This is a genomic window from Stenotrophomonas sp. GW821-FHT02D01, from assembly GCF_059421765.1.
Genome location: NZ_JBWKVP010000016.1, coordinates 69,369 through 90,288, shown reverse-complemented (window position 1 = coordinate 90,288; position 20,920 = coordinate 69,369). Strand labels below are relative to the sequence as shown.

At 65.3% G+C, this 20,920-nt stretch carries 21 protein-coding genes; 4 read left to right on the top strand and 17 right to left on the bottom strand.

Annotated features, from left to right (window positions below; translation table 11 throughout):
- The 3 genes from ligD to AC07UW_RS20100 form a co-directional block, all read right to left on the bottom strand.
- Nucleotides 1-2,473, bottom strand: a 2,473-nt coding sequence (gene ligD / locus AC07UW_RS20110; RefSeq protein ID WP_495212730.1) for a DNA ligase D, incomplete at its 3' end; no start/stop codon positions are given.
- Nucleotides 2,474-2,476: 3 nt separating this feature from the next.
- On the bottom strand, nt 2,477-3,403 hold the full coding sequence (gene ku / locus AC07UW_RS20105; protein WP_495212729.1) for a non-homologous end joining protein Ku: 927 nt from the start codon (nt 3,401-3,403) through the stop codon (nt 2,477-2,479).
- A 145-nt stretch (nt 3,404-3,548) separates the two neighbouring features.
- Nucleotides 3,549-3,947 carry a hypothetical protein gene (locus tag AC07UW_RS20100; RefSeq protein WP_025875521.1) on the bottom strand — a complete coding sequence of 133 codons (399 nt, stop codon included), beginning with the start codon at nt 3,945-3,947 and terminating at the stop codon, nt 3,549-3,551.
- 141 nt (nt 3,948-4,088) lie between these two features.
- Between AC07UW_RS20100 and AC07UW_RS20095 the strand changes: the two genes are divergently transcribed.
- The gene (locus AC07UW_RS20095; RefSeq protein WP_025875523.1) at nt 4,089-4,415 is read left to right on the top strand and encodes a hypothetical protein; all 327 of its coding nucleotides are present in this window, start codon (nt 4,089-4,091) and stop codon (nt 4,413-4,415) included.
- Between the two features lie 108 nt (nt 4,416-4,523).
- Here the strand turns inward: AC07UW_RS20095 and AC07UW_RS20090 are convergent, their stop codons facing one another.
- The gene (locus tag AC07UW_RS20090) at nt 4,524-6,638 is read right to left on the bottom strand and encodes a TonB-dependent receptor family protein (RefSeq protein ID WP_495212728.1); all 2,115 of its coding nucleotides are present in this window, start codon (nt 6,636-6,638) and stop codon (nt 4,524-4,526) included.
- Between the two features lie 171 nt (nt 6,639-6,809).
- Here AC07UW_RS20090 and AC07UW_RS20085 point away from each other — a divergent pair, with 171 nt between their 5' ends.
- The 3 genes from AC07UW_RS20085 (at nt 6,810) to AC07UW_RS20075 (ending at nt 10,055) form a co-directional block, all read left to right on the top strand.
- Entirely contained in the window at nt 6,810-8,012 is a 1,203-nt protein-coding gene (locus tag AC07UW_RS20085; protein WP_033832647.1) for an amino acid aminotransferase, read from the top strand.
- A 210-nt stretch (nt 8,013-8,222) separates the two neighbouring features.
- A complete protein-coding gene (locus AC07UW_RS20080; RefSeq protein ID WP_025875529.1) occupies nt 8,223-9,239 on the top strand; it encodes a class 1 fructose-bisphosphatase in 1,017 nt (338 codons plus the stop codon).
- Nucleotides 9,240-9,347: 108 nt separating this feature from the next.
- Nucleotides 9,348-10,055, top strand: coding sequence for a 2OG-Fe(II) oxygenase (locus AC07UW_RS20075; protein ID WP_495212727.1), 708 nt, complete (start codon nt 9,348-9,350; stop codon nt 10,053-10,055).
- A gap of 85 nt (nt 10,056-10,140) precedes the next feature.
- On the opposite strand, the gene AC07UW_RS20070 is transcribed toward AC07UW_RS20075, so the two are convergent.
- The 13 genes from AC07UW_RS20070 to AC07UW_RS20010 form a co-directional block, all read right to left on the bottom strand.
- Nucleotides 10,141-10,323 (bottom strand): hypothetical protein, encoded by a 183-nt coding sequence (locus tag AC07UW_RS20070; RefSeq protein WP_199776063.1) that lies wholly within the window; start codon nt 10,321-10,323, stop codon nt 10,141-10,143.
- A 157-nt stretch (nt 10,324-10,480) separates the two neighbouring features.
- Entirely contained in the window at nt 10,481-11,074 is a 594-nt protein-coding gene (locus tag AC07UW_RS20065) for a hypothetical protein (RefSeq protein WP_495212726.1), read from the bottom strand.
- A gap of 24 nt (nt 11,075-11,098) precedes the next feature.
- Nucleotides 11,099-11,707 carry a hypothetical protein gene (locus AC07UW_RS20060; protein WP_495212725.1) on the bottom strand — a complete coding sequence of 203 codons (609 nt, stop codon included), beginning with the start codon at nt 11,705-11,707 and terminating at the stop codon, nt 11,099-11,101.
- 139 nt (nt 11,708-11,846) lie between these two features.
- Entirely contained in the window at nt 11,847-12,959 is a 1,113-nt protein-coding gene (locus tag AC07UW_RS20055) for a PA0069 family radical SAM protein (protein ID WP_218788223.1), read from the bottom strand.
- A gap of 302 nt (nt 12,960-13,261) precedes the next feature.
- Nucleotides 13,262-14,005: a pyridoxine 5'-phosphate synthase gene (locus AC07UW_RS20050; protein WP_025875542.1), complete on the bottom strand. Its 744-nt coding sequence runs from the start codon at nt 14,003-14,005 to the stop codon at nt 13,262-13,264.
- A 9-nt stretch (nt 14,006-14,014) separates the two neighbouring features.
- Nucleotides 14,015-14,275 (bottom strand): hypothetical protein, encoded by a 261-nt coding sequence (locus AC07UW_RS20045; RefSeq protein WP_495212724.1) that lies wholly within the window; start codon nt 14,273-14,275, stop codon nt 14,015-14,017.
- A gap of 40 nt (nt 14,276-14,315) precedes the next feature.
- Nucleotides 14,316-15,776: a cardiolipin synthase gene (gene cls, locus AC07UW_RS20040; RefSeq protein ID WP_495212723.1), complete on the bottom strand. Its 1,461-nt coding sequence runs from the start codon at nt 15,774-15,776 to the stop codon at nt 14,316-14,318.
- Between the two features lie 390 nt (nt 15,777-16,166).
- Nucleotides 16,167-16,580: an ExbD/TolR family protein gene (locus AC07UW_RS20035; RefSeq protein WP_025875547.1), complete on the bottom strand. Its 414-nt coding sequence runs from the start codon at nt 16,578-16,580 to the stop codon at nt 16,167-16,169.
- Nucleotides 16,581-16,583: 3 nt separating this feature from the next.
- On the bottom strand, nt 16,584-17,009 hold the full coding sequence (locus AC07UW_RS20030; protein WP_025875550.1) for an ExbD/TolR family protein: 426 nt from the start codon (nt 17,007-17,009) through the stop codon (nt 16,584-16,586).
- Nucleotides 17,010-17,065: 56 nt separating this feature from the next.
- Nucleotides 17,066-17,827, bottom strand: a complete 762-nt coding sequence (exbB, locus tag AC07UW_RS20025) for a TonB-system energizer ExbB (RefSeq protein ID WP_025875552.1) — start codon at nt 17,825-17,827, stop codon at nt 17,066-17,068.
- A gap of 94 nt (nt 17,828-17,921) precedes the next feature.
- A complete protein-coding gene (locus AC07UW_RS20020; RefSeq protein ID WP_032951834.1) occupies nt 17,922-18,590 on the bottom strand; it encodes an energy transducer TonB in 669 nt (222 codons plus the stop codon).
- Nucleotides 18,591-18,733: 143 nt separating this feature from the next.
- On the bottom strand, nt 18,734-19,921 hold the full coding sequence (locus AC07UW_RS20015; RefSeq protein WP_025875554.1) for a tetratricopeptide repeat protein: 1,188 nt from the start codon (nt 19,919-19,921) through the stop codon (nt 18,734-18,736).
- A 131-nt stretch (nt 19,922-20,052) separates the two neighbouring features.
- On the bottom strand, nt 20,053-20,859 hold the full coding sequence (locus tag AC07UW_RS20010; protein WP_495212722.1) for a M48 family metallopeptidase: 807 nt from the start codon (nt 20,857-20,859) through the stop codon (nt 20,053-20,055).
- Nucleotides 20,860-20,920: the final 61 nt, after the last annotated feature.

Below are 20,920 nucleotides of genomic sequence, written 5' to 3'. Positions count from 1 at the left end.
CGTGGACGACGAACAACTGGAGCTGCTGGCGCATACCACGCTGGCGGCCATCGACGAGGCGATTGCATGCGCGTGACAACGCCTTGTCCATCGGAAACGCATCGGCCGCGCTCACGCGCGCCAGCTCTTCCCAGCGCAGCGGCACCGCGACTCCCGCGCTCTCCCGCGCGCGCAGCGACCACGAGCACACGCTGGTCGCTCCCCGAGTATTACGCAGCCAGTCGATGAAGATCACTCCGCTGCGCTTGGCCTTGCTCATCGTCGCCACGTAGCGATCCGGCGCCTGTTCGGCCATCGCCTGCGCGAACGCTTCGCAGAACGCCTTGGCCTCGTCCCAATCGGCCACGGGTTGCAGGGGTACCACCACATGCACGCCCTTGCCGCCCGACAGCCGCACGAAGCTCTGCAGCCCGGTTTGCTGCAGTCGATCGCGCACATCGCGCGCGCCCCGCTTCACGTCGGCCCAGCTCACGCCCTCACCCGGATCGAGATCGAACACCAGCCGGTCGGGGTGCTCGGGATCGGCCACCGTCGCGCCCCACGGATGCAGTTCCAGGGTGTTCATCTGCACCAGCTGCAGCAGGCCGCGTTCGTCATCGATATAGACGTAGTCCTCGCGCCCGCTCTTCTGCCGCAGCGGCACCGCATGCACCGCATCACCCAGGCCCTGGCCATGGTGCTTCTGGAAGAAACAGGCCTTGCCGACGCCGTCGGGACAGCGCAGCAGCGACAGCGGCCGTCCACTGATTTCCGGCAGGATCCAGCGTGCCATCTGCCGGTAGTAGTCGGCGACGTCACCCTTGCTGAGCTTCTTCTTCGCAAACACCACGCGCTCAGGATGGGTGATGGCAACGTCGTCGCCGTCATCGGCCGGTGTTGCACTCATCGCTAGGTTCTCCTTCTTCTTGTCACTGCGCAGTCGCTTGAAGCTGGCCTGGCGCAGCAACCCTTCCTTGCCCCAGCCGCGGAACGCGACCTCGGCCACTGTCACCGGCTTGACCCAGCGCACGCTGGCCGCACGGAACGGGACGTGCGCCGGCAGCTCCAGCACCGCCTCCTTCACCGCCAGCGGCGCGAGCGTGGCCGCCAGCGCGCGCAGCCCCTCATCGTCGAAGCCAGTACCGACGCGGCCGACATAGCGCAGGCCGCCCTTGTCCGGCGTGGCCAGCAGCAGCGAACCGAATCCCACCCGCGAGCCTTTGGGTGCGGTGTGGCCGATGATCAGGAATTCATCGGTGTCCTCGTGCTTCACTTTCACCCAGCTGCGTGCGCGGGTGTTCACGTAAGGCGCATCGACCTGCTTGCTGACGATGCCTTCGAAGCCCGCCTTGCCGCTGGCTTCGAACACGGCAGGGCCGTGGTCGATGACGTGCTCGCTGAAGGCCAGCGTGCCAACTGCATCGCCGATCAGTTCCTTCAGCAGTGCCTTGCGTTGCAGCAACGGCGCGCGGCTGATGTCGACCCCGGCCACGCCCGGCAGGTCGAACACGATGTAGCGCAGCGGTTGTTTCGAGCTGCCGTCGATCACCCGCTGCAGCGCGGCGAAGTCGCTGCGGCCGTTGTCGTCCAGCACCACCAGCTCCCCGTCCAGACGCGCATCGCGCACCGGCAACGCCTGCACCGCCTGCACCACTTCGGGAAAGTCAGCCGTCCAATCCAGGCCATTGCGGGAGCGCAGCGTCACCTCACCTTCGTGCAGATCGGCCAGCAACCGGTAACCATCCCACTTGATCTCATGCAGCCAACGCTCGCCATCGGGCGCGGTGTCGCGGTGATCGGTGAGCTGTGGCTTGAGCTGCCTCGGATAGCTTTTGTCGCGCGCCCCGTCCAGCTGCAACGCGCGCGCATGCCAGCGTGGATCGGCCTTGCGTGGGTGTGCGCCACGTGGCGCTGGAGCCGTCTTCTTCGCTGAAACCCGGGACCTCTTCGCGGATGTTCGCGCTGGCGTGTCCAGCAGATCGTCCGCCTCCGCATCCCGTGCCTGCGCGTCATCGCGCTTGATCAGCAGCCACTGCACCTGGCGGCCCTTCATCGCCGTGCGTACCAGTTTCCAGCCACCGGCCAGGCGCTGCCCGTGCAGCACGAAGTCGATCTTGCCCGCAGCCAGTGCTTGCAGCGGATCACCTTCGCAGGCCCAGCTGCCGTGGTCGAACACATCGACGTGACCGGCGCCGTAGTGTCCTTCCGGAATGTCACCTTCGAAGCCGGCATAGGAAAGAGGGTGGTCTTCCACCTCCACCGCCAGGCGCTTCTCACCCACCCGCAGCGACGGCCCCTTCGGCACCGCCCAGCTTTTCAGCACGCCATCCATTTCCAGGCGGAAATCATAATGGCGGCTGCTGGCGTGGTGCAGTTGGACCACGAAGATCGGCCGCCGCTTCGGATTGCCCCGTGCCGGTGCATCGTCCGGCTCCGGGGTCTGTCCACTCCCCCCGCCCAGCCGACGCTTGCGGCGGTACTGATGCAACGACATGGCTCAACCTGCCTTGCGTCGCGCAGGGGTCTTCCTGGCGGCCTTCTTGGCGGCCTTTTTTGCCGGTGCCTTCTTCGCCGCTGCCTTCTTGGCTGGAGCCGTGCGCGCGGCCACCTTCTTCGCCGGCGTGCGCTTGTTGGCATCCAGGCTTTTCTGCAGCAACGACATGAAATCCACCACGTTGGTGGTCGCATCCTCGCGCGGCGCCGGCTCGTCCTCCACCTGGGTGGTGCCGCCCTTGGACTTGATGCGCTTGTTCAACACCTGCTGCAGGCGTTCGCGGAACTCATCGTGGTACTGGGAAGGATCCCAGTCACCGGCCATCGACTCGATCAACTGCTCGGCCATCGCCGTTTCCTTGCTGGTGATGCGGTAATCGGCAGGCTTTCCACTGGGCAGCTTGTAGTCGTCAGGCTCGACCAGTTCCTGCGGATAGCGCAGGATCATCAGCACCAGCGCGTCATCGTTGGGCATCACCGCGCACAGGTACTCGCGCGTGCGCACCACCACTCGGGCGATACCGACCTTGCCAGTGCTGCGCAGCGTTTCCCGCAGCAGCACGTAGCCTTTCTCGGCCTTTTTACCCGGCACCAGCAGATAGGGCTTCTCGTAGTAACGCGGGTCGATCTGGCTGGCGTCGACAAAGGTTTCCACCTCCACCGTTTCATGGCTTTCCGGCGCCGCCGAACGGATATCGTCTTCCTCCAGCACGACGTAGCTGCCCTTGTCGTACTCGTAGGCTTTGACGATGTCCTTCCATGGCACTTCCTCGCCGGTGTCGGCGTTGACCCGTTCGAAGCGGATCGGTTTGCGATCGCGCGAATCGAGCATGCGGAAGTGCAGGTCGACCTTGCGCTCGCCGGACATCAGCGAGACCGGTACGTTGAGCAGGCCGAACGAAAGCGTGCCGGTCCAGATCGGGCGGGCCATGATGCGCACCTGTGTTTCAGCAGGGGTAGCCAGCTTCAGCCGGCTACCGTGAAACAACCGTGTCGGCCACGTGCAGACCGTGCGGTAGTGCCGGCCGCCGGCCGGCAGCTCCTTGAATCCAGGCGATGCCTGCCAGCGACCGGCACTACTGCAGCAGCGGCCTCACCGCAGCGGCGGGGATATGGTCCAGCGCGCGCCAGGCATCTTCCACCACCGGCTGCGCCTGTGCCCAGTTCAGGCGCGACTGTCCGCGCATCTGGTCCCAGTGCTCGGCCAGTTCGCCACTGGTATCGGCCTCACCGCCACGCGGCCAGTCAGCGGCATGGGTGGTCAGCGCGAAGGCATACACCGGGCACAGATCGCGCCAGTTGCGATGCCCCTGTCCGCGGCGTTCCTCGTAGTCGCTCAGCATGTACTGCAGATAGTCCTGCGCCACCGCCTGCGGATCCTCCAGGCGGCGCGTGCGGCGCTGCGTGCTGCGCTGGCCAAGCGGATCCAGCAGGGCGTTGAACACGGACGGGGCGGGGCGTTCAAGACGGGGCATGGCCGGCTCCTGCAGCAGGGCGGGTGGGCAGGAATACGCGCGCCGCCGTTATCCAGTCGTGACAAAGATGTTCATGACGCCAGGTTCGCAGTGGCTTTACTTCGTCCGCGCTCTAGTGGAGGCCTACCGGAGGAACGCCCCATGACCACCACCCGTGACCCCCTGCGTGAGAACCACACCCCCGAGCCGGGCGAGCAGCGCGGCAAACACGATCTGGCCGACGCCGAGGACCGTGGCGCCGGCATGTCGACACCGGACGAAGGCGTACTGCCCGTCGTGCGCCGGCCTGAACAGGCCGCACAGGACCGCAAGGACTGCGGTGACCGCAATCGCGGTGGCCAGGAAAGTCCGCTGAAGCGGCGCGAGCGCAAGCAGCACGCCAGCGACAACCAGGACGAGGCGCTGGAAGAGACCTTCCCGGCCAGCGATCCAACCTCGCCGTTCGTACCCGCCAAGGCCCCGGATTGATCGCGATGCCGGCCAAAGCCGCCGATTGATGGGTAGTGCCGGCCGCTGGCCGGCAACCTCCTGACGTCCTGCACGGAGCGATGCCGGCCAACGGCCGGCGCTACCGCTTCAGCGCCATGACCACTGCAGGCCAACGCTGGCGCGGCGGTCCGGCCCCGGTTCAAAGAACCGGCCGTTACCGTCATTGACGATCACCGAGCCGATGTAGCGCTGGTCCAGCACGTTGTCGATACGTGCGAATGCGCGCAGGTCACCGGCCTGCAGCGTCCAGCTGTGGCCGGCCTCCAGGTTCAGCAGCGCGTATCCCGCTGCGCGCTCGGTGGCGATGTCGTTCACCACCACATCGCTGCTGGCGGCGGCTTCCAGCGCCCACTGCCACTGCCCCGGCGACCACTGCAGGCGGGCATACGCCTGCTGCCGGGGCACGCCGGGCAGGCGGCTGCCAGCGGCAACCACGGTGTCGGGCACTGCGCAGTTGCTGGCCGCACAGGCCAGATAGGGCGAACGCACCTGCGCCTGCAGCCAGGTCCAGGCCAGCTGCAGCTCCAGCTGCTCGGCCAACGGCTGCCGGTACTGCAGCTCCACACCCTGGCGGCGGGTACGGCCGATGTTGCGGTACGTGCTGCGACCATTGGTGTTGCTGGCAACGGCCAGTTCATCGTCGGTATCTGCACGGAACAGGCTCACATCGAGCTGTCTTCCATCCTGCGCGTGCCACTTGCTGCCCACTTCCAGGCTGCGGCTGCGGGCGGCCGCCAGATCCAGCGCCAGCCCGGCCTGGCCGTCGGCGCGGTAGCCCAGCTCGTTGAACGTCGGGGTTTCAAAGCCACGCCCGATCGCCGCGTGCAGGCGCCACTGCGGGCTTGCCTCGAAGCTGACACCCGCCACTGGCGTGGTGGCCTGGTAGCGACGGCGACCACTGTCGTCCGGGTTGCGCCCGACGATGTAGCGATCATCCGATTCGAAGCGCACCGCGCTGTGGCGCAACCCGGCCAGCAGCGACCAGCGCGGGCTCCATTGCCACCACGCCTGGGCGAACTGGTCCACGTTCTGCACGACGTCGATCTGGTCGCGACGCAGGCGGCCGCGTACCCCCACGGTGGTGCCGACGAAGTTCTCGTAGCCGGTGCGGTGCTGGCGCTGGCGATCGGCATTCACGCCCACCACCAGGTCCAGCGGGCGCCCCCACAGATCGCCGTTCCAGCCCCAGCGCGCGTCCAGCCCGCCATAACCGCCATCCAGGTCGATCACGCCACCGGCGTGCAATGGGTTGGCCTGTGGTCCCGGCGGAATCGGCAGGTACTGGGTCACCGCGCGCTGCCCGGCATAGCCCATCAGCTGCCAGCGCTGCGCACCGGCTTCCCGGGTCCAGCGCAGGCCGGCCTGCTGCTGGCGCACTGATTTGCGGGTGTTGTACTGGTGGGCCACCGCCGTGGCCTGGCGCGGGTCGGCCGCCACCTGCGCGCGGGTCAGCCCCAGCGGGTCCTGCGCGTTCGGCGCGTGCAGCGCGTTGAGCAGCAGTTCCAGGCGGCCGCCCGCGAGCTCGGTGCCCAGCCGCGCGTTCAACGATTCGCGGCGCGCGCGGCTGTGGTCACGCCAACCGTCGGTACTGAAATGGTTGGCGGCCACGTTGTAGTCGATGCCCTTGCCCGCCCCGCGCAGCTGCGCGCCGACGCTGAGCGTGTTGTCGGCACCGGCATTCACCCGCAGCCGCCAGGGGTCACCGGCCTGGCTCTGCGCGCTCCACACCTGCAGCACGCCGCCGGACGAATTGCCGTACAGCGCCGAGAACGGCCCGCGCAGCACCTCGATGCGCTCGGCACCGAGCAGGCTGGCGTGCGACAGCTGGCCCTGGCCATCGGGCATGGTCGCCGGCACCCCATCGATCAGCACCCGCACCCCGCGCACGCCAAAGGTCGAACGGGCGCCGAAGCCACGGATCGACAGCTGGGTGTCCTGCGCGAAGTTCTGCCGGTCCCGGGCCAGCAGGCCCGGCACCCCGCCCAGCGCCTCGGACAGCTGCGTGCCCGGGCCGGTACGGTCGGCGTCGATCCACACCGTATCCAGGCTGGCGGGCAGGGCGAAGGGGTCGACGCCGGGCACCCGCGCGGCCTGCACCTGCACCGTCGGCAGGGCGGTCGGCAATGGCTCGGCTGTCACCGCCAAAGGCAGCAGCAGCAGGGCGGAAAGCGGCAGGCATGGGCGTCGTGCGCTGGGATTCATGATTCAGGTTGATGGATCGGGCGGCAACGCACGCCATGGTACGGGCAGGCGGATGACGATGGCGGCGGCCAGCCCCGGCAGGCTTTGTTACGATGGGTCGGTTTCGGCCGACAGGCCGCAAGCCGCGTGGCGCAATTCCTCCCCCTTTCCGTCTACCGAACGAGTACCGCCGTGTCCTTCTTTGCAAACGTGGAACTGGTCCCAGGCGACCCGATCCTGGGCCTGACCGAGGCGTACAACGCCGACAGCCGCCCGACCAAGGTCAACCTGGGTGTAGGCATCTACTACGACGAGAGCGGCCGCATTCCGCTGCTGCGCGCCGTCAAGCAGATCGAGCAGCAGCTCGCCAACGAAGCCAAACCGCGCGGCTACCTGCCGATCGATGGCCTGCCGGCGTACACCCAGGCCACCCGTGAGCTGGTGTTCGGCAAGGACTCGCCGCTGCTGGCCGCCGGCCGTGTCACCACCGCCCAGACCGTCGGTGGCAGCGGTGCGCTGCGCGTCGGCGCGGACGTGCTGAAGAAGCTGCTGCCGCACGCCACCGTCGCACTCAGCAACCCGAGCTGGGAAAACCACCGCGCCGTGTTCAGCGCCGCTGGTTTCGAGGTGGTCGATTACACCTACTTCGACCCGACCACCCATGGCGTCAACTTCGACGGCCTGCTGGCCGACCTGGGCAAGCTGGAAGCGGGCACCGTGGTACTGCTGCACGCCTGCTGCCACAACCCCACCGGCGCCGACCTCACCGTCAGCCAGTGGAAGCAGGTCGCACAGCTGCTGAAGGACCGCCAGCTGTTCCCCTTCATCGACATGGCCTACCAGGGCTTCGACAAGGGCATCGAGCAGGATGGCGCCGCGGTACGCATCATCGCCGAGGCTGGCATCGACAGCTTCATCGTCGCCAACTCGTACTCCAAGTCGTTCTCGCTGTATGGCGAGCGCGTGGGTGCGCTGTCGATGGTCGCGCCGACCGCCGCTGACGCCAAGGCCGTGCAGTCGCAGGTCAAGCGCGTGATCCGCACGATCTACTCCAGCCCGTCCACCCACGGTGCTGCACTGGTTGCCGGTGTACTGAACAATCCGGAACTGCGCGCGATGTGGGAGCAGGAGCTGACCGAGATGCGCGAGCGCATCCACGCCCTGCGCCAGGGCCTGGTCGAGAAGCTGGCCGCCGCCGGCGCCCCGCAGTTCGGCTTCATCAACGAACAGGCGGGCATGTTCTCGTACTCCGGCCTGAGCCGCGAACAGGTCGAGCGCCTGCGCGACGAGTTCGGCATCTACGCCGTCGGCACCGGCCGCATCTGCGTGGCCGCGCTGAACCAGAACAACCTGGAATACGTCGCCAAGGCCGTGGCCACCGTCGCCAAGGGCTGATCGACCGCTCCAGCAAGCTGTGGAAACAAAGGCGCCGAAAGGCGCCTTTGTTTTTGCTCCTGCCTTGCCACACCCTCCGCGCGCCTCTACGAAAGGAAGGCGCCGCACAGCGCAACGCCTCTGGAAACGATTACGCCTACCCCCGCTCACCCACGCGCAAGTCAGACCAGCGACAATAGGCGTTTTCCCGTTGCCGAGACCTGCCCGCCCATGTCCCGTACCTCGTTGACCCGCTTCCTGATCCAGCAGCAGCACGCCGGCCGCATCAACGCCGACCTGCGCCAGCTGATCGCGGTCGTCGCCCGCGCCTGCACCAGCATCTCCATCGCCGTCAGCAAGGGCGCCCTCGGTGGCGTGCTCGGCGAGGCCGGTACCGGCAACGTGCAGGGCGAAGCGCAGAAGAAGCTGGATGTCATCAGCAACGAGATCCTGCTGGAAGCCAACGCCTGGGGCGGCCACCTCGCCGCCTGCGCATCGGAGGAGATGGACCACAGCCAGCCGGTGCCGGACATCTACCCGCGCGGCGACTTCCTGCTGCTGTTCGATCCCCTCGATGGCAGCTCCAACATCGACGTCAACGTCTCCGTCGGCACCATCTTCTCGGTGCTGCGTTGCCCGACCAACGTCGAACTGCCCGGCGATGACGCCTTCCTGCAGCCGGGCAGCAAGCAGATCGCCGCCGGCTACTGCATCTACGGGCCCAGCACGCAGCTGGTGCTGACCGTCGGCCACGGTACCCACGCCTTCACCCTCGACCGCGAAACCGGCGAGTTCCTGCTGACCACCGAGAACATGCAGATCCCGGCGGCCACCCAGGAGTTCGCCATCAACATGTCCAACCAGCGGCACTGGGAAGCGCCGATGCAGGCCTACGTGGAAGATCTGCTGGCCGGCAAGGAAGGCCCGCGCGGCAAGAACTTCAACATGCGCTGGATCGCCAGCATGGTCGCCGACGTGCATCGCATCCTGACCCGCGGCGGCATCTTCATCTACCCGTGGGACAAGAAGGAACCGGGCAAGGCCGGCAAGCTGCGCCTGATGTACGAAGCCAACCCGATGGGCCTGCTGGTGGAGCAGGCGGGCGGCGCTGCCTGGACCGGTCGCGAGCGCATCATCGATGTGCAACCCGACCAGCTGCACCAGCGCGTGCCGGTGTTCCTCGGTTCGCGCGAAGAGGTCGCCGAGGCCGTGCGTTATCACCAGGAACATGACGCGAAGAGCGTCTGACAGCGGCCATCCCTACAGCGGTCATGGCAGATTGATGACATGACCGCAGGGTGACAGCAGCAGCTGCAAACGGCACCATCAAGCCCTTGCCGTCGAAGGAATGCACGCATGCACGAGCCGGGCCCTGTCGATTTCATCGAGGTCATCCACAACGCCGTCCCCAGCGACGTGTGTGCTGCGATCGTCGCGCGCATGCGTGCAAGCCAGGGCCTGAAACCCGGCGCGGTGGGCAGCGGTGTGTTCCCGGAACTCAAGCACAGCAAGGATCTGCGGATCAGCGGTGTGGACGGCTGGCAGGATGTGGACCAGCAGCTGCAAAAGGCGGTATTTGCGGGTCTGCAGACTTATCTACGCCGTTATCCACAGGCGTTGATCGCGCCGTTGATGTTGCAGATCCAGGACAGCAACGGCCAGCCGCGACGCCTGTCGGCCGAGGATTTCCCCGACATGGCGCCGGAGCAGCTGGCGGATCTGGCGCGCACCTGCCTGCGCCCGGGCGCAATCAACCTCCAATGGTACGCGGCGGGCGAGGGCGGCTACCCGTACTGGCATTGCGAGCTGTACCCCAAGGACGCGCAGGCCGAGACGCTGCACCGGCATGTGCTGTGGACGCTGTACCTCAACGACGACTTCGAAGAAGGCGAAACCGAGTTCCTGTTCCAGGGGCGGAAGATCGCCCCGCGCACCGGCAGCCTGCTGATCGCGCCGACTGCATTCACCCATACCCATCGCGGCAACCGGCCGCAGGGCGGCGACAAGTTCATCGCCACCAGCTGGATCCTGTTCCAGAGCGCGCAGAAGTTGTTTGGTGGGTGATCGTCGAGCCTGACCGACGATATCGCTTGCCCGGTAAAGTCGAGCTTGCTGGACTGAATCTGGAGCGGGGTGGAGCAACTCGACGCTACCGCGGGCGGTGGCAATAGAGAATCACGCCCGCCACGGCACCGAACACGGCCACACCCAGGCCGACGAATTCCTGTTCTCCAATCGCGTCGCCAGACATCAACGTGCCGGCCGTCAGCAGCAGAACGTTCAATGGAAGCATCCACAGGAACGCGATGCCGAGCCAGTAGATGATCTTCACGCCATGCGCTTATGGGTCCGGAAAAATGGACTTGAACCAGTAGGCGGAGCTGTTCCGCATCCACGATGCTGAACTCCCCTCTCTCCAGTCCCCGTAGCTGGCGCTTGTCTGTTTCATAGCGTGCAGTGGTTGCTGGGTACAGATTGATGACGCTCAGCTATCTGGCGGGTCCAAAGGATCCCCAGAGATCGTCGTTTCCTCCTTGCCAGGCGCTGAGCTTCTCGACAGGGATTTCCTTCAGTTGACAGGTGAACTGGAGATAGAAGGAACGGTCTTCTTTTCGATAGCTGTTCCACCCAACAGCCGTCACTTTGACTTCGATCTGACTATCGCCCCTGTGCGGCTGATGTAGTTCGACGTCCGCTGAATCGGACAGCCAGTAGTCTCCCTTGTGCGCGAAGCCCGCGCCGCCACTTGTCAAGCGCGCATCCACCACCTCCGGCGTCCCTTTCGACGAAGGCGCGTATCGCTTCAGGCTGCCCGTGATCTTGATGTACTGCGGGGAATCGATCACGCCCGGCGACTCCGAGAAGAGGCGCAGCAGGAGGAGGGTGTCCGTGCCCTTGCGCACCCTCTGACCGGTATTCGCAATCCACAGTCGCTGTTCGAACTCGTCCAGTCCACCCCGCATGTCAGTGACGATCGCGGCCTGCGGAACAACGATGCATTCGTGGATGTCGCGGGCCTGCGCCTGCAGGGCCATAAGGCAGAGCATGAGAGCGCTGGCCGGAAGGCAGCAAGTACGTTTCATCGTGTAGAAACTGCTGATCTGAGTTCAGTCATGCAAGCGATTGGAGGGGTGTGCCTGATCGAAGGGTGATGCGTCCGGATCATGCGCTCCCGTCCATGCATCAAGATGCTGCAGCGACAGCGGCAAGGCTCTCAAACGCTCTGACACCGTCGTCGGTGCGTCGCACTCTCCCGGCCATTGCAGTGGGCTTGTGGCGCGGAACGTTGCGTCGATCTGGATCTCGATGCCGAAATCTCCGGTGGAAACCACGGTGATCTGCCCTGCGACGGGTACTCCGTAGCAGCCGGACTTTCCGGCGAATGCGCTGGAACCGCTGCTATGGAACATCCGTACTCGATCGCCTGCGGCAGCGAATCGGTCTCCTGCCTTCGCATCAGCAGGGAGCTGGATCGTGAGCTTGCTGAATGTGGAATGGTCGATCCGCCACGAAGACCGGAATCGTCTAAGCCCGACCACACGATTGTTGCCGGCAACGATCTGGTGACAGGAAAAGAGCAGCTGGCGGGGCTCCACCCCGAGGCAGGCGAGGTCACGCATGGCAGCGTCTTCAACCACAAACGCACGGGCAGCTTCTGCATCGGCGCTGCAGGCAAACAGAAACGCACCACAGCCGAGGGCAGGTAGACGCTTCATGGACAAATCGATTCGTCGCCATGCGGACCGAATCGCGCCATCGCCGATCGTAGGTAACCCATCTGCTCCCTTCCCTGGTTTGCAGGCCCTCCGGCCAAGTGCAGATTGTTGCCGGTAGATCGCACAGCGGTCCAGTGCTCTAGAACAGCGAACCCTGCGGCGTATCCACCTTCGGCGGCAACGGCTTCTCGAACCGGCTGCAATCCAGCTTCGGCCAATGGCTGTTCTGCGCATTGAAACCCAGCCGCTTGCGCGCCAGCTTGAAGCGGTTGTTCAACAGCTCTGCGTAAACACCCTGGCCGCGCATGCGCGTGCCGAACTGACTGTCGTAATCCTTGCCGCCGCGCAGCTGCTGGATGGTGCTCATCACATGCGCGGCGCGATCGGGATGATGGGTATCGAGCCAGTCGCGGAACAGCGGTGCCACTTCCAGCGGCAAGCGCAGCAGCACGTAGCCTGCAGTGCTGGCGCCGGCATCATGCGCAGCCTCCAGCACGGCTTCCAGTTCGCTGTCGTTGATCCACGGAATCACCGGCGCAACCATCACGCCCACCGGAATGCCCGCTTCGTGCAGGCGTTTCATCGCACGCAGCCGCGCATGTGGAGCCGAGGCCCGCGGCTCCAGCTTCGCCGACAGATGCGGATCCAGCGATGTCACCGAGAAATGCACGCTGACCAAGTTCTCCGCCGCCAGTGGTGAGAGCAGATCGATGTCGCGCTCGACCAGCGCATTCTTGGTGATCAGCGAGAACGGATGCTTCGTCTCCAGCATCACTTCGATCAGCTGGCGGGTCAGCTTGAACTTGCGTTCAATCGGCTGGTACGCGTCGGTGTTGATGCCCAGCGCGATCGGCTGGGGCACGTAGCCCGGCTTCGACAGTTCCTTGCGCAGCAGCTGTGGCGCGTTGGTCTTGGCAAACAGCTTGGTCTCGAAGTCCAGGCCAGGCGACAGGTTCAGATAGGCATGCGAGGGGCGGGCGAAGCAGTAGGAGCAGCCATGCTCACAGCCGCGATACGGATTCACCGATTGGCTGAAGCCGACATCCGGGGAGGTGTTGCGGCTGATGATGCTGCGAGCGGTCTCCGCGCGTACTTCCGTGCGCAGGCGCGGGGCGAGGAATTCCTCGCTGTCGTCCACTGCCCAGCCGTCGTCCACCGCTTCGCTGACGGTGCTTTCAAAACGCCCCGCAAGATGGGACGTGGAACCCCGGCCCTTGATGGCGGCCTGGGCGTTGCGAGGGGGGTGCTGCATATTGCCCTACGGCCGTTACGGGCCATTAGTATTATTGCTAACCACAGGCAGCGCAAGCGGCCAGGATTCACGTAGCTGTAGGCGCGCAGGCGCATGGGGCGACACGTTGACCCCAGACTTGTCCACAGGGTCGTCTGGCTTGGGCCCGGGCGCGCGCCATCGCCGCGGCAGGCCAGCATGGGCCACGGGTGTCTCAGCAACTGCGATGGGAAGATCGGCTACAGGGGCGCTTGCCAGGCCGGATCACGGGGACCTGCCGCACGTCTTCGGGCTTCAACCCGGCGGGGAAGTCCCATGCACTGCTACAGCAGTGCCAGGTAGCCCTTCACCGTGGCATCCAGGCCGTCGTACAGCGCCTCGCCGATCAGCGCGTGGCCGATCGACACCTCCAGCACCTCCGGCACGGCGGCCAGGAAGTCACGCAGGTTGTCCTGCGACAGATCGTGCCCGGCATTCACACCGAGGCCGACGGCCTGTGCACGGCGCGCGGCCGTGGCGAACAGTTCCAGCATGGCGCGGGCGTCGCCGGCGGCATGGGCCTCGGCATACGGGCCGGTGTACAGCTCGACGCGGTCGGCGCCGACATCGGCGGCCTGCTCCAGCAGCGGGTTGCCGGCATCCACGAACAGGCTCACCCGGCATCCCATCGCTTTCAGCTCGGCCACCAGCGGGCGCAACCGCTGCGCATCGCGTTCGAAGTCGAAGCCATGGTCGGAGGTGATCTGGCCATCGCCATCGGGAACCAGCGTGGCCTGCGCCGGGCGCGTCTGCGCGCACAGCGGCAGCAGCCCGGGGTAGCCCTCACGCGGCGGCGCGAACGGGTTGCCTTCGATGTTGAACTCCACACCACGGGCACGGGTCAGCGCCGACAGCGCCAGCACGTCCTCGGCGGTGATGTGCCGGCGGTCCGGCCGCGGGTGCACGGTAATGCCATGCGCGCCGGCATCCAGGCAGGCCTGGGCGGCACGCACCACGTCCGGTTCGGCACCGCCACGCGAGTTGCGCAGGACGGCGATCTTGTTGACGTTGACGCTGAGCTGGGTCATGGAACGGGACTACGGGGAGTAAGAGGGAGGATCGCTGCCGTCGGCCGGAGCAACCTTGGGCTGCTCGCGCAGACGCCTGAGTTCATCGCTGTCCACCAGTGTCGCCGGATCACGCTGAAGGTCGCCGAAGCGTGCGGCGTATCTCCCGCGCACCCATGCCAGCAGGAAGGCGAGGGTACCCAGCAGGGCCAGCGACATCAGGCCCATGTTCGGTGTTTTCAGCGCAAAGGCGAAGCAGCCCAGCGCCAGCAGCAGGTACAGCCAGTACATTGTCAGTCTCCCCGGGCCACCGCCGCAGTGTAGCGCTGCCTCACAGCAGCGGCGAGGCCAATCGCGCGAAGGCTTCGGGCAACCGGTGCAGCCACAGCGAGCGTCCTGCCTGGTCGTGTACGCGGGTGGCACGCTCGAATTCGGACTGCAGCAACGTAGACAGTTCCGCCACCCGGCCACGATCGCTGATCATCATCGACAGCTCGAAATTCAGGCGGAAGCTGCGGTGATCGAAGTTGGCGCTGCCGACGATGCAGACATCGTCGTCGGCGATGAACGCCTTGGTATGCAGCATGCGTGGACCGTACTCGTAGATCTTCACTCCCGCATGCAGCAGTTCGTCGAAATAGGAACGTGCGGCCTGGGTCACGAACCAGGAGTCGCTCATCTTCGGCACCAGCATGCGCACGTCCAGGCCACCGAGTGCGGCCGAGGTCAGCGCCATCCGCGCCGCCTCGCCGGGTACGAAGTAGGGGGTGACCAGCCAGACCCGCTCACGTGCTTCCTGGATGGCCGCCACATGAAGGCGATGGATGGTCTCCCATCCCGAATCCGGGCCGGACACCAGCACCTGCGCGTTGATCGCGCCGTCGCCGCGCAGGGGCATGTCGCTGGGCCACAGCCGGGCGATATCGAACCGCGAGTGGTCCTGGCCGCTGGCGTACAGCCAGTCCTCGGCGAACACCAGCTGCAGGCTGCGTACCACGTGCCCACGCAGGCGCATGTGCAGATCGCGGTAGGCATTCGGGTTGCGGCTTTCGTCTTCGTCGTCGGTGATGTTGATGCCGCCGGTGAACGCCAGCCGGCCATCGACGATCACCAGCTTGCGGTGCGTTCGCAGGTTCAACCAGGGTCGCTTGAATGGTTTCAACAGCTGCCGCGGATGGAACCAGATCACCTCCGCTCCCGCATCCAGCAAAGGCTGCAGGAAGCGCTGGCGCACGGCCGAAGAACCTACCGCATCCAGCAGCAGCCGCACCTGCACGCCGGCGCTGGCCCGTTCCACCAACGCGTCCCGCAACGCGGTGCCGGCGTGGTCGGGATTGAAGATGTAGTACTCCAGGTGCACATGGTCCTGCGCCTGTGCCACCGCTTCCAGCAGCGCGGTGTAGGTGGCCGCGCCGTCGACCAGCCAGGTCACTTCGGTGGCTGTGCTTGGCGCCAGCCCGGTGGTCGCCTGCGCGATCTTGGCCAGTTCGGTGCAGTCGGCATCGGGCGGGCAGACATCGCTGTAGTGCTCCATGCCCGAGCGCGCGCGACCGCGCCGCAGCCGTTGCCGCTTCACCTTCTGTGGGCCCAGCAGGTAGTAGATGAAGAGGCCCAGGTAGGGCAGCAGCGCCAGCGACAGGATCCAGCTCAACGTGGCCACCGGCTCGCGCTTCTGCAGCATGATCCAGCCCGTCAACGCCAGCAGATACAGCAGATAGGCCACCGCCAGGATCGTTCCCAGGTGGGCGATGCCATCAAGCCAATGGCGCACGGAATCGAAGAGGGCGAGCATCCGCCGATCATAGCGGGGACAGGCACTGGTCAGCGGCATTTATCCCCAGGAAGACGCATCCACGCATGGCGTGGATCCACGTGTCGACCAAGGTCGACACCCACCAAGAGCAGGCATGTCATTCCTACAGATTGCGGAGACCTGTCGAAGGCGGGGTGGGTCCGGTTGCGGGGGCGTGAGCGCCATGGATGGCGCGACCGAGCTTACAGGGACGTACTTGCAGCGTCCCCCGCAACCGGGGCCACCCCGCCATCCCCCAGTAGCCCAGCTGTTGCTGTTTAGGTTGCCGGTCAGCGGCCGGCACTACCAACACCGCGCACAAAAAAAGACGCCCCTGTTTCCAGGGGCGTCTGCAGTCGCGTCATGACTGATGTATTGCGGTGTAGCGATTTACTGCTGCACGAAGCCGATCTTCTTCATCTGAGCATTCTTCGCGGCGGCCAGAACCTTGGCCATCACGTCGTACTCCGAATCCGGGCTGGCATCGATCCGCAGTTCCGGCTGGTTGGTCGGGTCACGCTGGACCTCCTGCTCCATCCGCTGCTGCAGTTCGTGCGTACCGATCGGGCTGTTGTTCCACGAGACCTGGTTGCTGGCGTCGATCTTCAGCTCGATCGGCGGCGGCGGTTCGACCAGCTGCGGCGGTGGGTTGAGCACGCGCTGCGGCAGGTCCACGGCGATCGGGTACGTCATGATCGGCGCGGTCACGATGAAGATGATCAGCAGCACCAGCATCACGTCCACGAGGGGCGTGACGTTGATGTCTGCCATGGGGCCTTTGCCACCACCACTACTGAATGCCATGGCTTATTGCCCCTTCTCTTTGGTCGCCACGAAGCCGACGTCCAGCATGCCCTGTTCCTGCGCGACCTTGGTCATCTCGTTGATGACACGCATCTTGGTGGTGCGGTCACCACGCAGGTTCAACGGCGGCTGCGGGGTCTGCTGGGCGGCGGTCGCCAAGCGCGACTCGAGGGTCTGCTTGTCGATCTCTTCGTCGTTCCAGTAGATCGAACCGTCTTCCTTGACTGCCAGGGTGATGGGACCCTTGCGGTCGTTGGTGTCGTCCGGCTTCTGGACCAGATTGGCCTCCGGCAGATCCACCTTGACCTTGTGGGACATCAGCGGCGCCGTGATGATGAAGATGATCAGCAGCACCAGCATCACGTCCACGAGGGGCGTAACGTTGATGTCGGCCATGGGGCCGCCGCTGTTACCACTACTGAAAGCCATAACGGGCTCCGTCTAGATCTTGGTGACTACGTTCTCGCGGGTACAGCGCGTCGCAATTAGCGGACGCGCGAACCGGTGGCGAAGAAGTCGTGCAGGTCGTGCGCGAAGGTATCGAACTTGCTGATGGTCGCGCTGTTGATCTTGCTGAAGAAGTTGAAGGCGAACACGGCCGGGATCGCGACGAACAGACCGATGGCGGTCATGATCAGTGCTTCACCCACCGGGCCGGCAACGGCGTCGATCGAAGCGGAGCCGGTGGCACCGATCTTGATCAGCGCGCCGTAGATGCCCCACACGGTACCCAGCAGACCGACGAACGGAGCGGTTGCACCGACGGTGGCCAGCAGGGTCATGCCCGACTGCAGCTTGTTGCTTTCGCGGGTCACGGCCTGGCGCAGAGCGCGGTCGACGAACTCCGAACGGCTCAGGTTCTCACCCACGCCGCCGACAGCGCCGCCTTCAGCACGCTGGTGGTGCGCAGCAGCCTGTGCAGCGTCCAGTGCGATCTTCGAGAACGGCTCCGAAGCCGGCTGCTCTTCCATTGCACGGATGGCGTCCTGCGCGTTCGGGGTATCCCAGAACAGGCTGACGACGCGATCAGCGGCGCTCTTCAGGCGGGTAGCACGGAAGATGTTGATGACGGTCCAGTACCAGGACATGGCGGACATGACGACCAGGGTCAGCAGCACGACCCAGGAAACCGCGAAATCACCCGGCTTGGTGGTCATTTCGTGGATCAGATGCTCGAAGCCCATCTGCGACAGGGCGTTGGACGGATTGCCCCCGGCAGCAGCGGCGATGAAAATTTCCTGCAGCATGACGCTTACCTTTGTTGTGTGTGGTGATAAAGGGTGTAGCTAAGCTAAACAATCGAACTGGAGGCGAGGGTGGCCAGGCGGCCACCCGGGCGCATCAGTTCAGCGCAAAGTTGACCGGGACGCGGACGCGGCCAGCAGCCTTCTTACCGCCAGCTTCGGCGGCGTTGAAACGCCACTTGCGGGCAGCTTCCATCGCAGCACGGTCCAGATCGCGGTTACGGCTGGACTTTTCCACCGTGACATTGGTGACGTTGCCGCTGGCATCGACATCAATGATCAGGATCACTTCGCCCTGGATACCAGCGCGGAAGGCGGCCGGCGGATAGCGCGGCGGATTCATGGCCTTCGACGAGATGTCCACGCTGGCCTCGATCGAGGTCGGCGGTGCCGGCGGCGACGGCGGCGACGGCGGGGTGACGATATCGTTCGGGCGCGGTTCCGGCACGTCGACGACCGGCGCCTGCGGCGGCGGCGGGACGGGCGACGGCTTCGGCGGCGACAGATTCTTCACCGGCGGCGGCGGGGTGTCCTGCGGCGGCGGCGGCGGCGGCGGCGGTGGCGGCGGCGGCGGTGCGTCGACGATGGTCACCATGACGTTGCGCTCCTTCTCCGCCACGGCCTTGGGAGCCACGGCAGGAATCAGGAGCATCATGAAGGCGGCCAGATGCAGGGCGATTACAAACGCGATACCGACGATGCGAGGCCAGCTCAGCCCCTTGTCATCGGGTTGTTCGTACCGGTGAACGACTAGTTGTTCCGTCATGCGCCAAGAGCTCAATAGTGGGGCCGGAATCCCGGGGGCGGGATCCCTGATCAGCGGTGCATGACACCGCAGGAACCTCCAAGCTTATACCAATCCTGAGCGCTTGCGCATCAACTGGGCAGGCGTTCAGGCGTTATTCCTACTTACTTCAGGTTGATGATTTTCTTGGCATCCGCCTGGTTCTTCACGCCCTTCGCCAGCGCCTGCTGGGCGGCCTGCTTGGCCTCCGGGACACGACCTTCACTGTGCAAAACGCGTGCCAGATTCAGGTAGGTCTCACCGTCCTTGGAGAGCGGGGCGGCCTTCTGCCACGCATCGATCGCCTGCGGCACCTGGTCGGAGTAGTAGTAGGACTGGGCCAGTGCCAGGTAGACCTGGTAATCCGGCTTCAGGATGCCCTTCTGCAACCCCTCGTTGATGACCGCGATGACGTCCTTTTCCTTGTTCTCGGTGTTGGCATAGATCGAGTACAGCTGCTTGTACTCGCGCTCTTCGGTGAGCTGGCCGCTGCTGCGCAGCTTGTCCATCACCGCGGCGGCCTTCGGCATCTGGTCGGCCTGCATGTACATGTTGGCCAGGTTCAGCTGCGCTTTCTTGTCGTTCGGGTTCTTGGCCGCCAGCGCTTCGGCGGCCTGCACGGCCTCACCGGTCTGGCCCGCTTCGGACAGTGCGGCCATCAGCAGCTGGTTCCAGTTGTCCTTCGGCTCGGCAGCGCCGGCAATGGCCTGCTTCAGCACCGGGATCGCTTCCTGGTAGCGCTCCAGCTGGTACAGCGCCTGGCCCTTGATGATCAGCTCTTCCGGCTTGGTCGACTTGCTCTCGGCGAAGTACTTGTCCAGGGTCGCCAGGCCTTCAGCGGTCTGGTCTTCCTGGATCTGCAGCTGGCCCAGCATCAGCATCGACTGGAAGTGGCCGTTGTTGTCCAGGCCGTTGAACTGCAGCACCTGCTTCAGGTACGCGATGGCCGCGGCGGTGTCGTCGGTCTGGTAGGCGGCCTGCGATGCCAGCTGCGCGGCCAGCGACTTGTCGTACTCGTTGGCGCCGTCGGTGGCCAGGATCTCGTCGGCCAGCGTGCGGGTCTCCGGGAACTTTTCCTTGTTGTAGCTGTCAATCATCTTCTGCAGCTTGCTGCCCAGCTTGGCCGACGACTTCGCTGCCGGTTCCTGGCGGGTCGCGTTCGGGAACAGCACTTCGGCCTTGGCCTGCTTGCCGCCACGGTTGCCACGCTCGGACGAACGCGAGGACTGCGCGAACGCGTCGGTGACCACGGCGCCGGTCAGGGCAGTGGCGATGAGGACGGAAAGCACAGCTTTGTGGTTACGGAAAATCATCGTTCACCTCGATCGAACCGCCGGTAGCGGCAAAGTCGGACTGTCAGAAAAATCTGAGCCGCCAAACGTATCAGAAACAGATGGCGTGAGAAATCGTTTTATGTGCTGCAATACAGCATGAATCTGCGCACTCAGCCACACTTTGGCCGGCGTCCGGCCGCCTGCGCCTGCTGGTAGACGGGGCCGAGCGCCGGCACATCACGCTGCAACTCCCTGATCCGGTTGGCTGGATCGGGATGGGTGGACAACCATTGCGGGCTGCGACCGCCACTGGCGGCCATCATGTTCTGCCACAGATCGACGGCCTGGGCGGGGTTGAATCCGGCCTCGGCCATCAACCGCTGGCCGATCACGTCAGCCTCGCTTTCCTGGGTGCGTGAGCCGGGCAACAGGAACGCGGTCTGCGCCCCCATCCCGCCCAGCTGGTTGACCGTACTGGCTGCGCCTTCGCCGCCATAGGCGCCGGCCAGCGCGCCCAGCACCGCCAATCCGGTCTGCGCGCCCATCTGCCGGGTGATGCGTTCTTCGTGGTGGCGGGCGATCACGTGGCCGATTTCATGGCCGATCACCGCTGCCAGCTGATCCTGGTTCTTGGCAACGCTGAAGATGCCGGTGTTGACCCCGACCTTGCCGCCGGGCAGGGCGAAGGCATTGGGTTCCTTGTCGACGAAAACCGCCGTTTCCCACCGTACGCCACGGTACTGAGGCGGCAGCTGTGCAACGAGCGCGTTGACCACGCATTGCACGTAGCCGTTCTGGCGGCCATCGCTGCTGATCTTCTCTTTCTGCTTGGTTTCGGCGAACGCCTGCGCACCCAGCTGGTCCAGCTGTGCCTGCGACACACCGCCCACCATCTGCCGACGGCCGGTGGGTGAAGTGGTGGTCGCGCAGGCGCTGACCAGAGTGGTGATGACGATGGCCAGCAGCAGTTTTTTCATGGACCCACCCCCGTGTTCAGAAGCCCAGTGTGTAACGGGTCTGCTTAATCTTTCGTCAAGC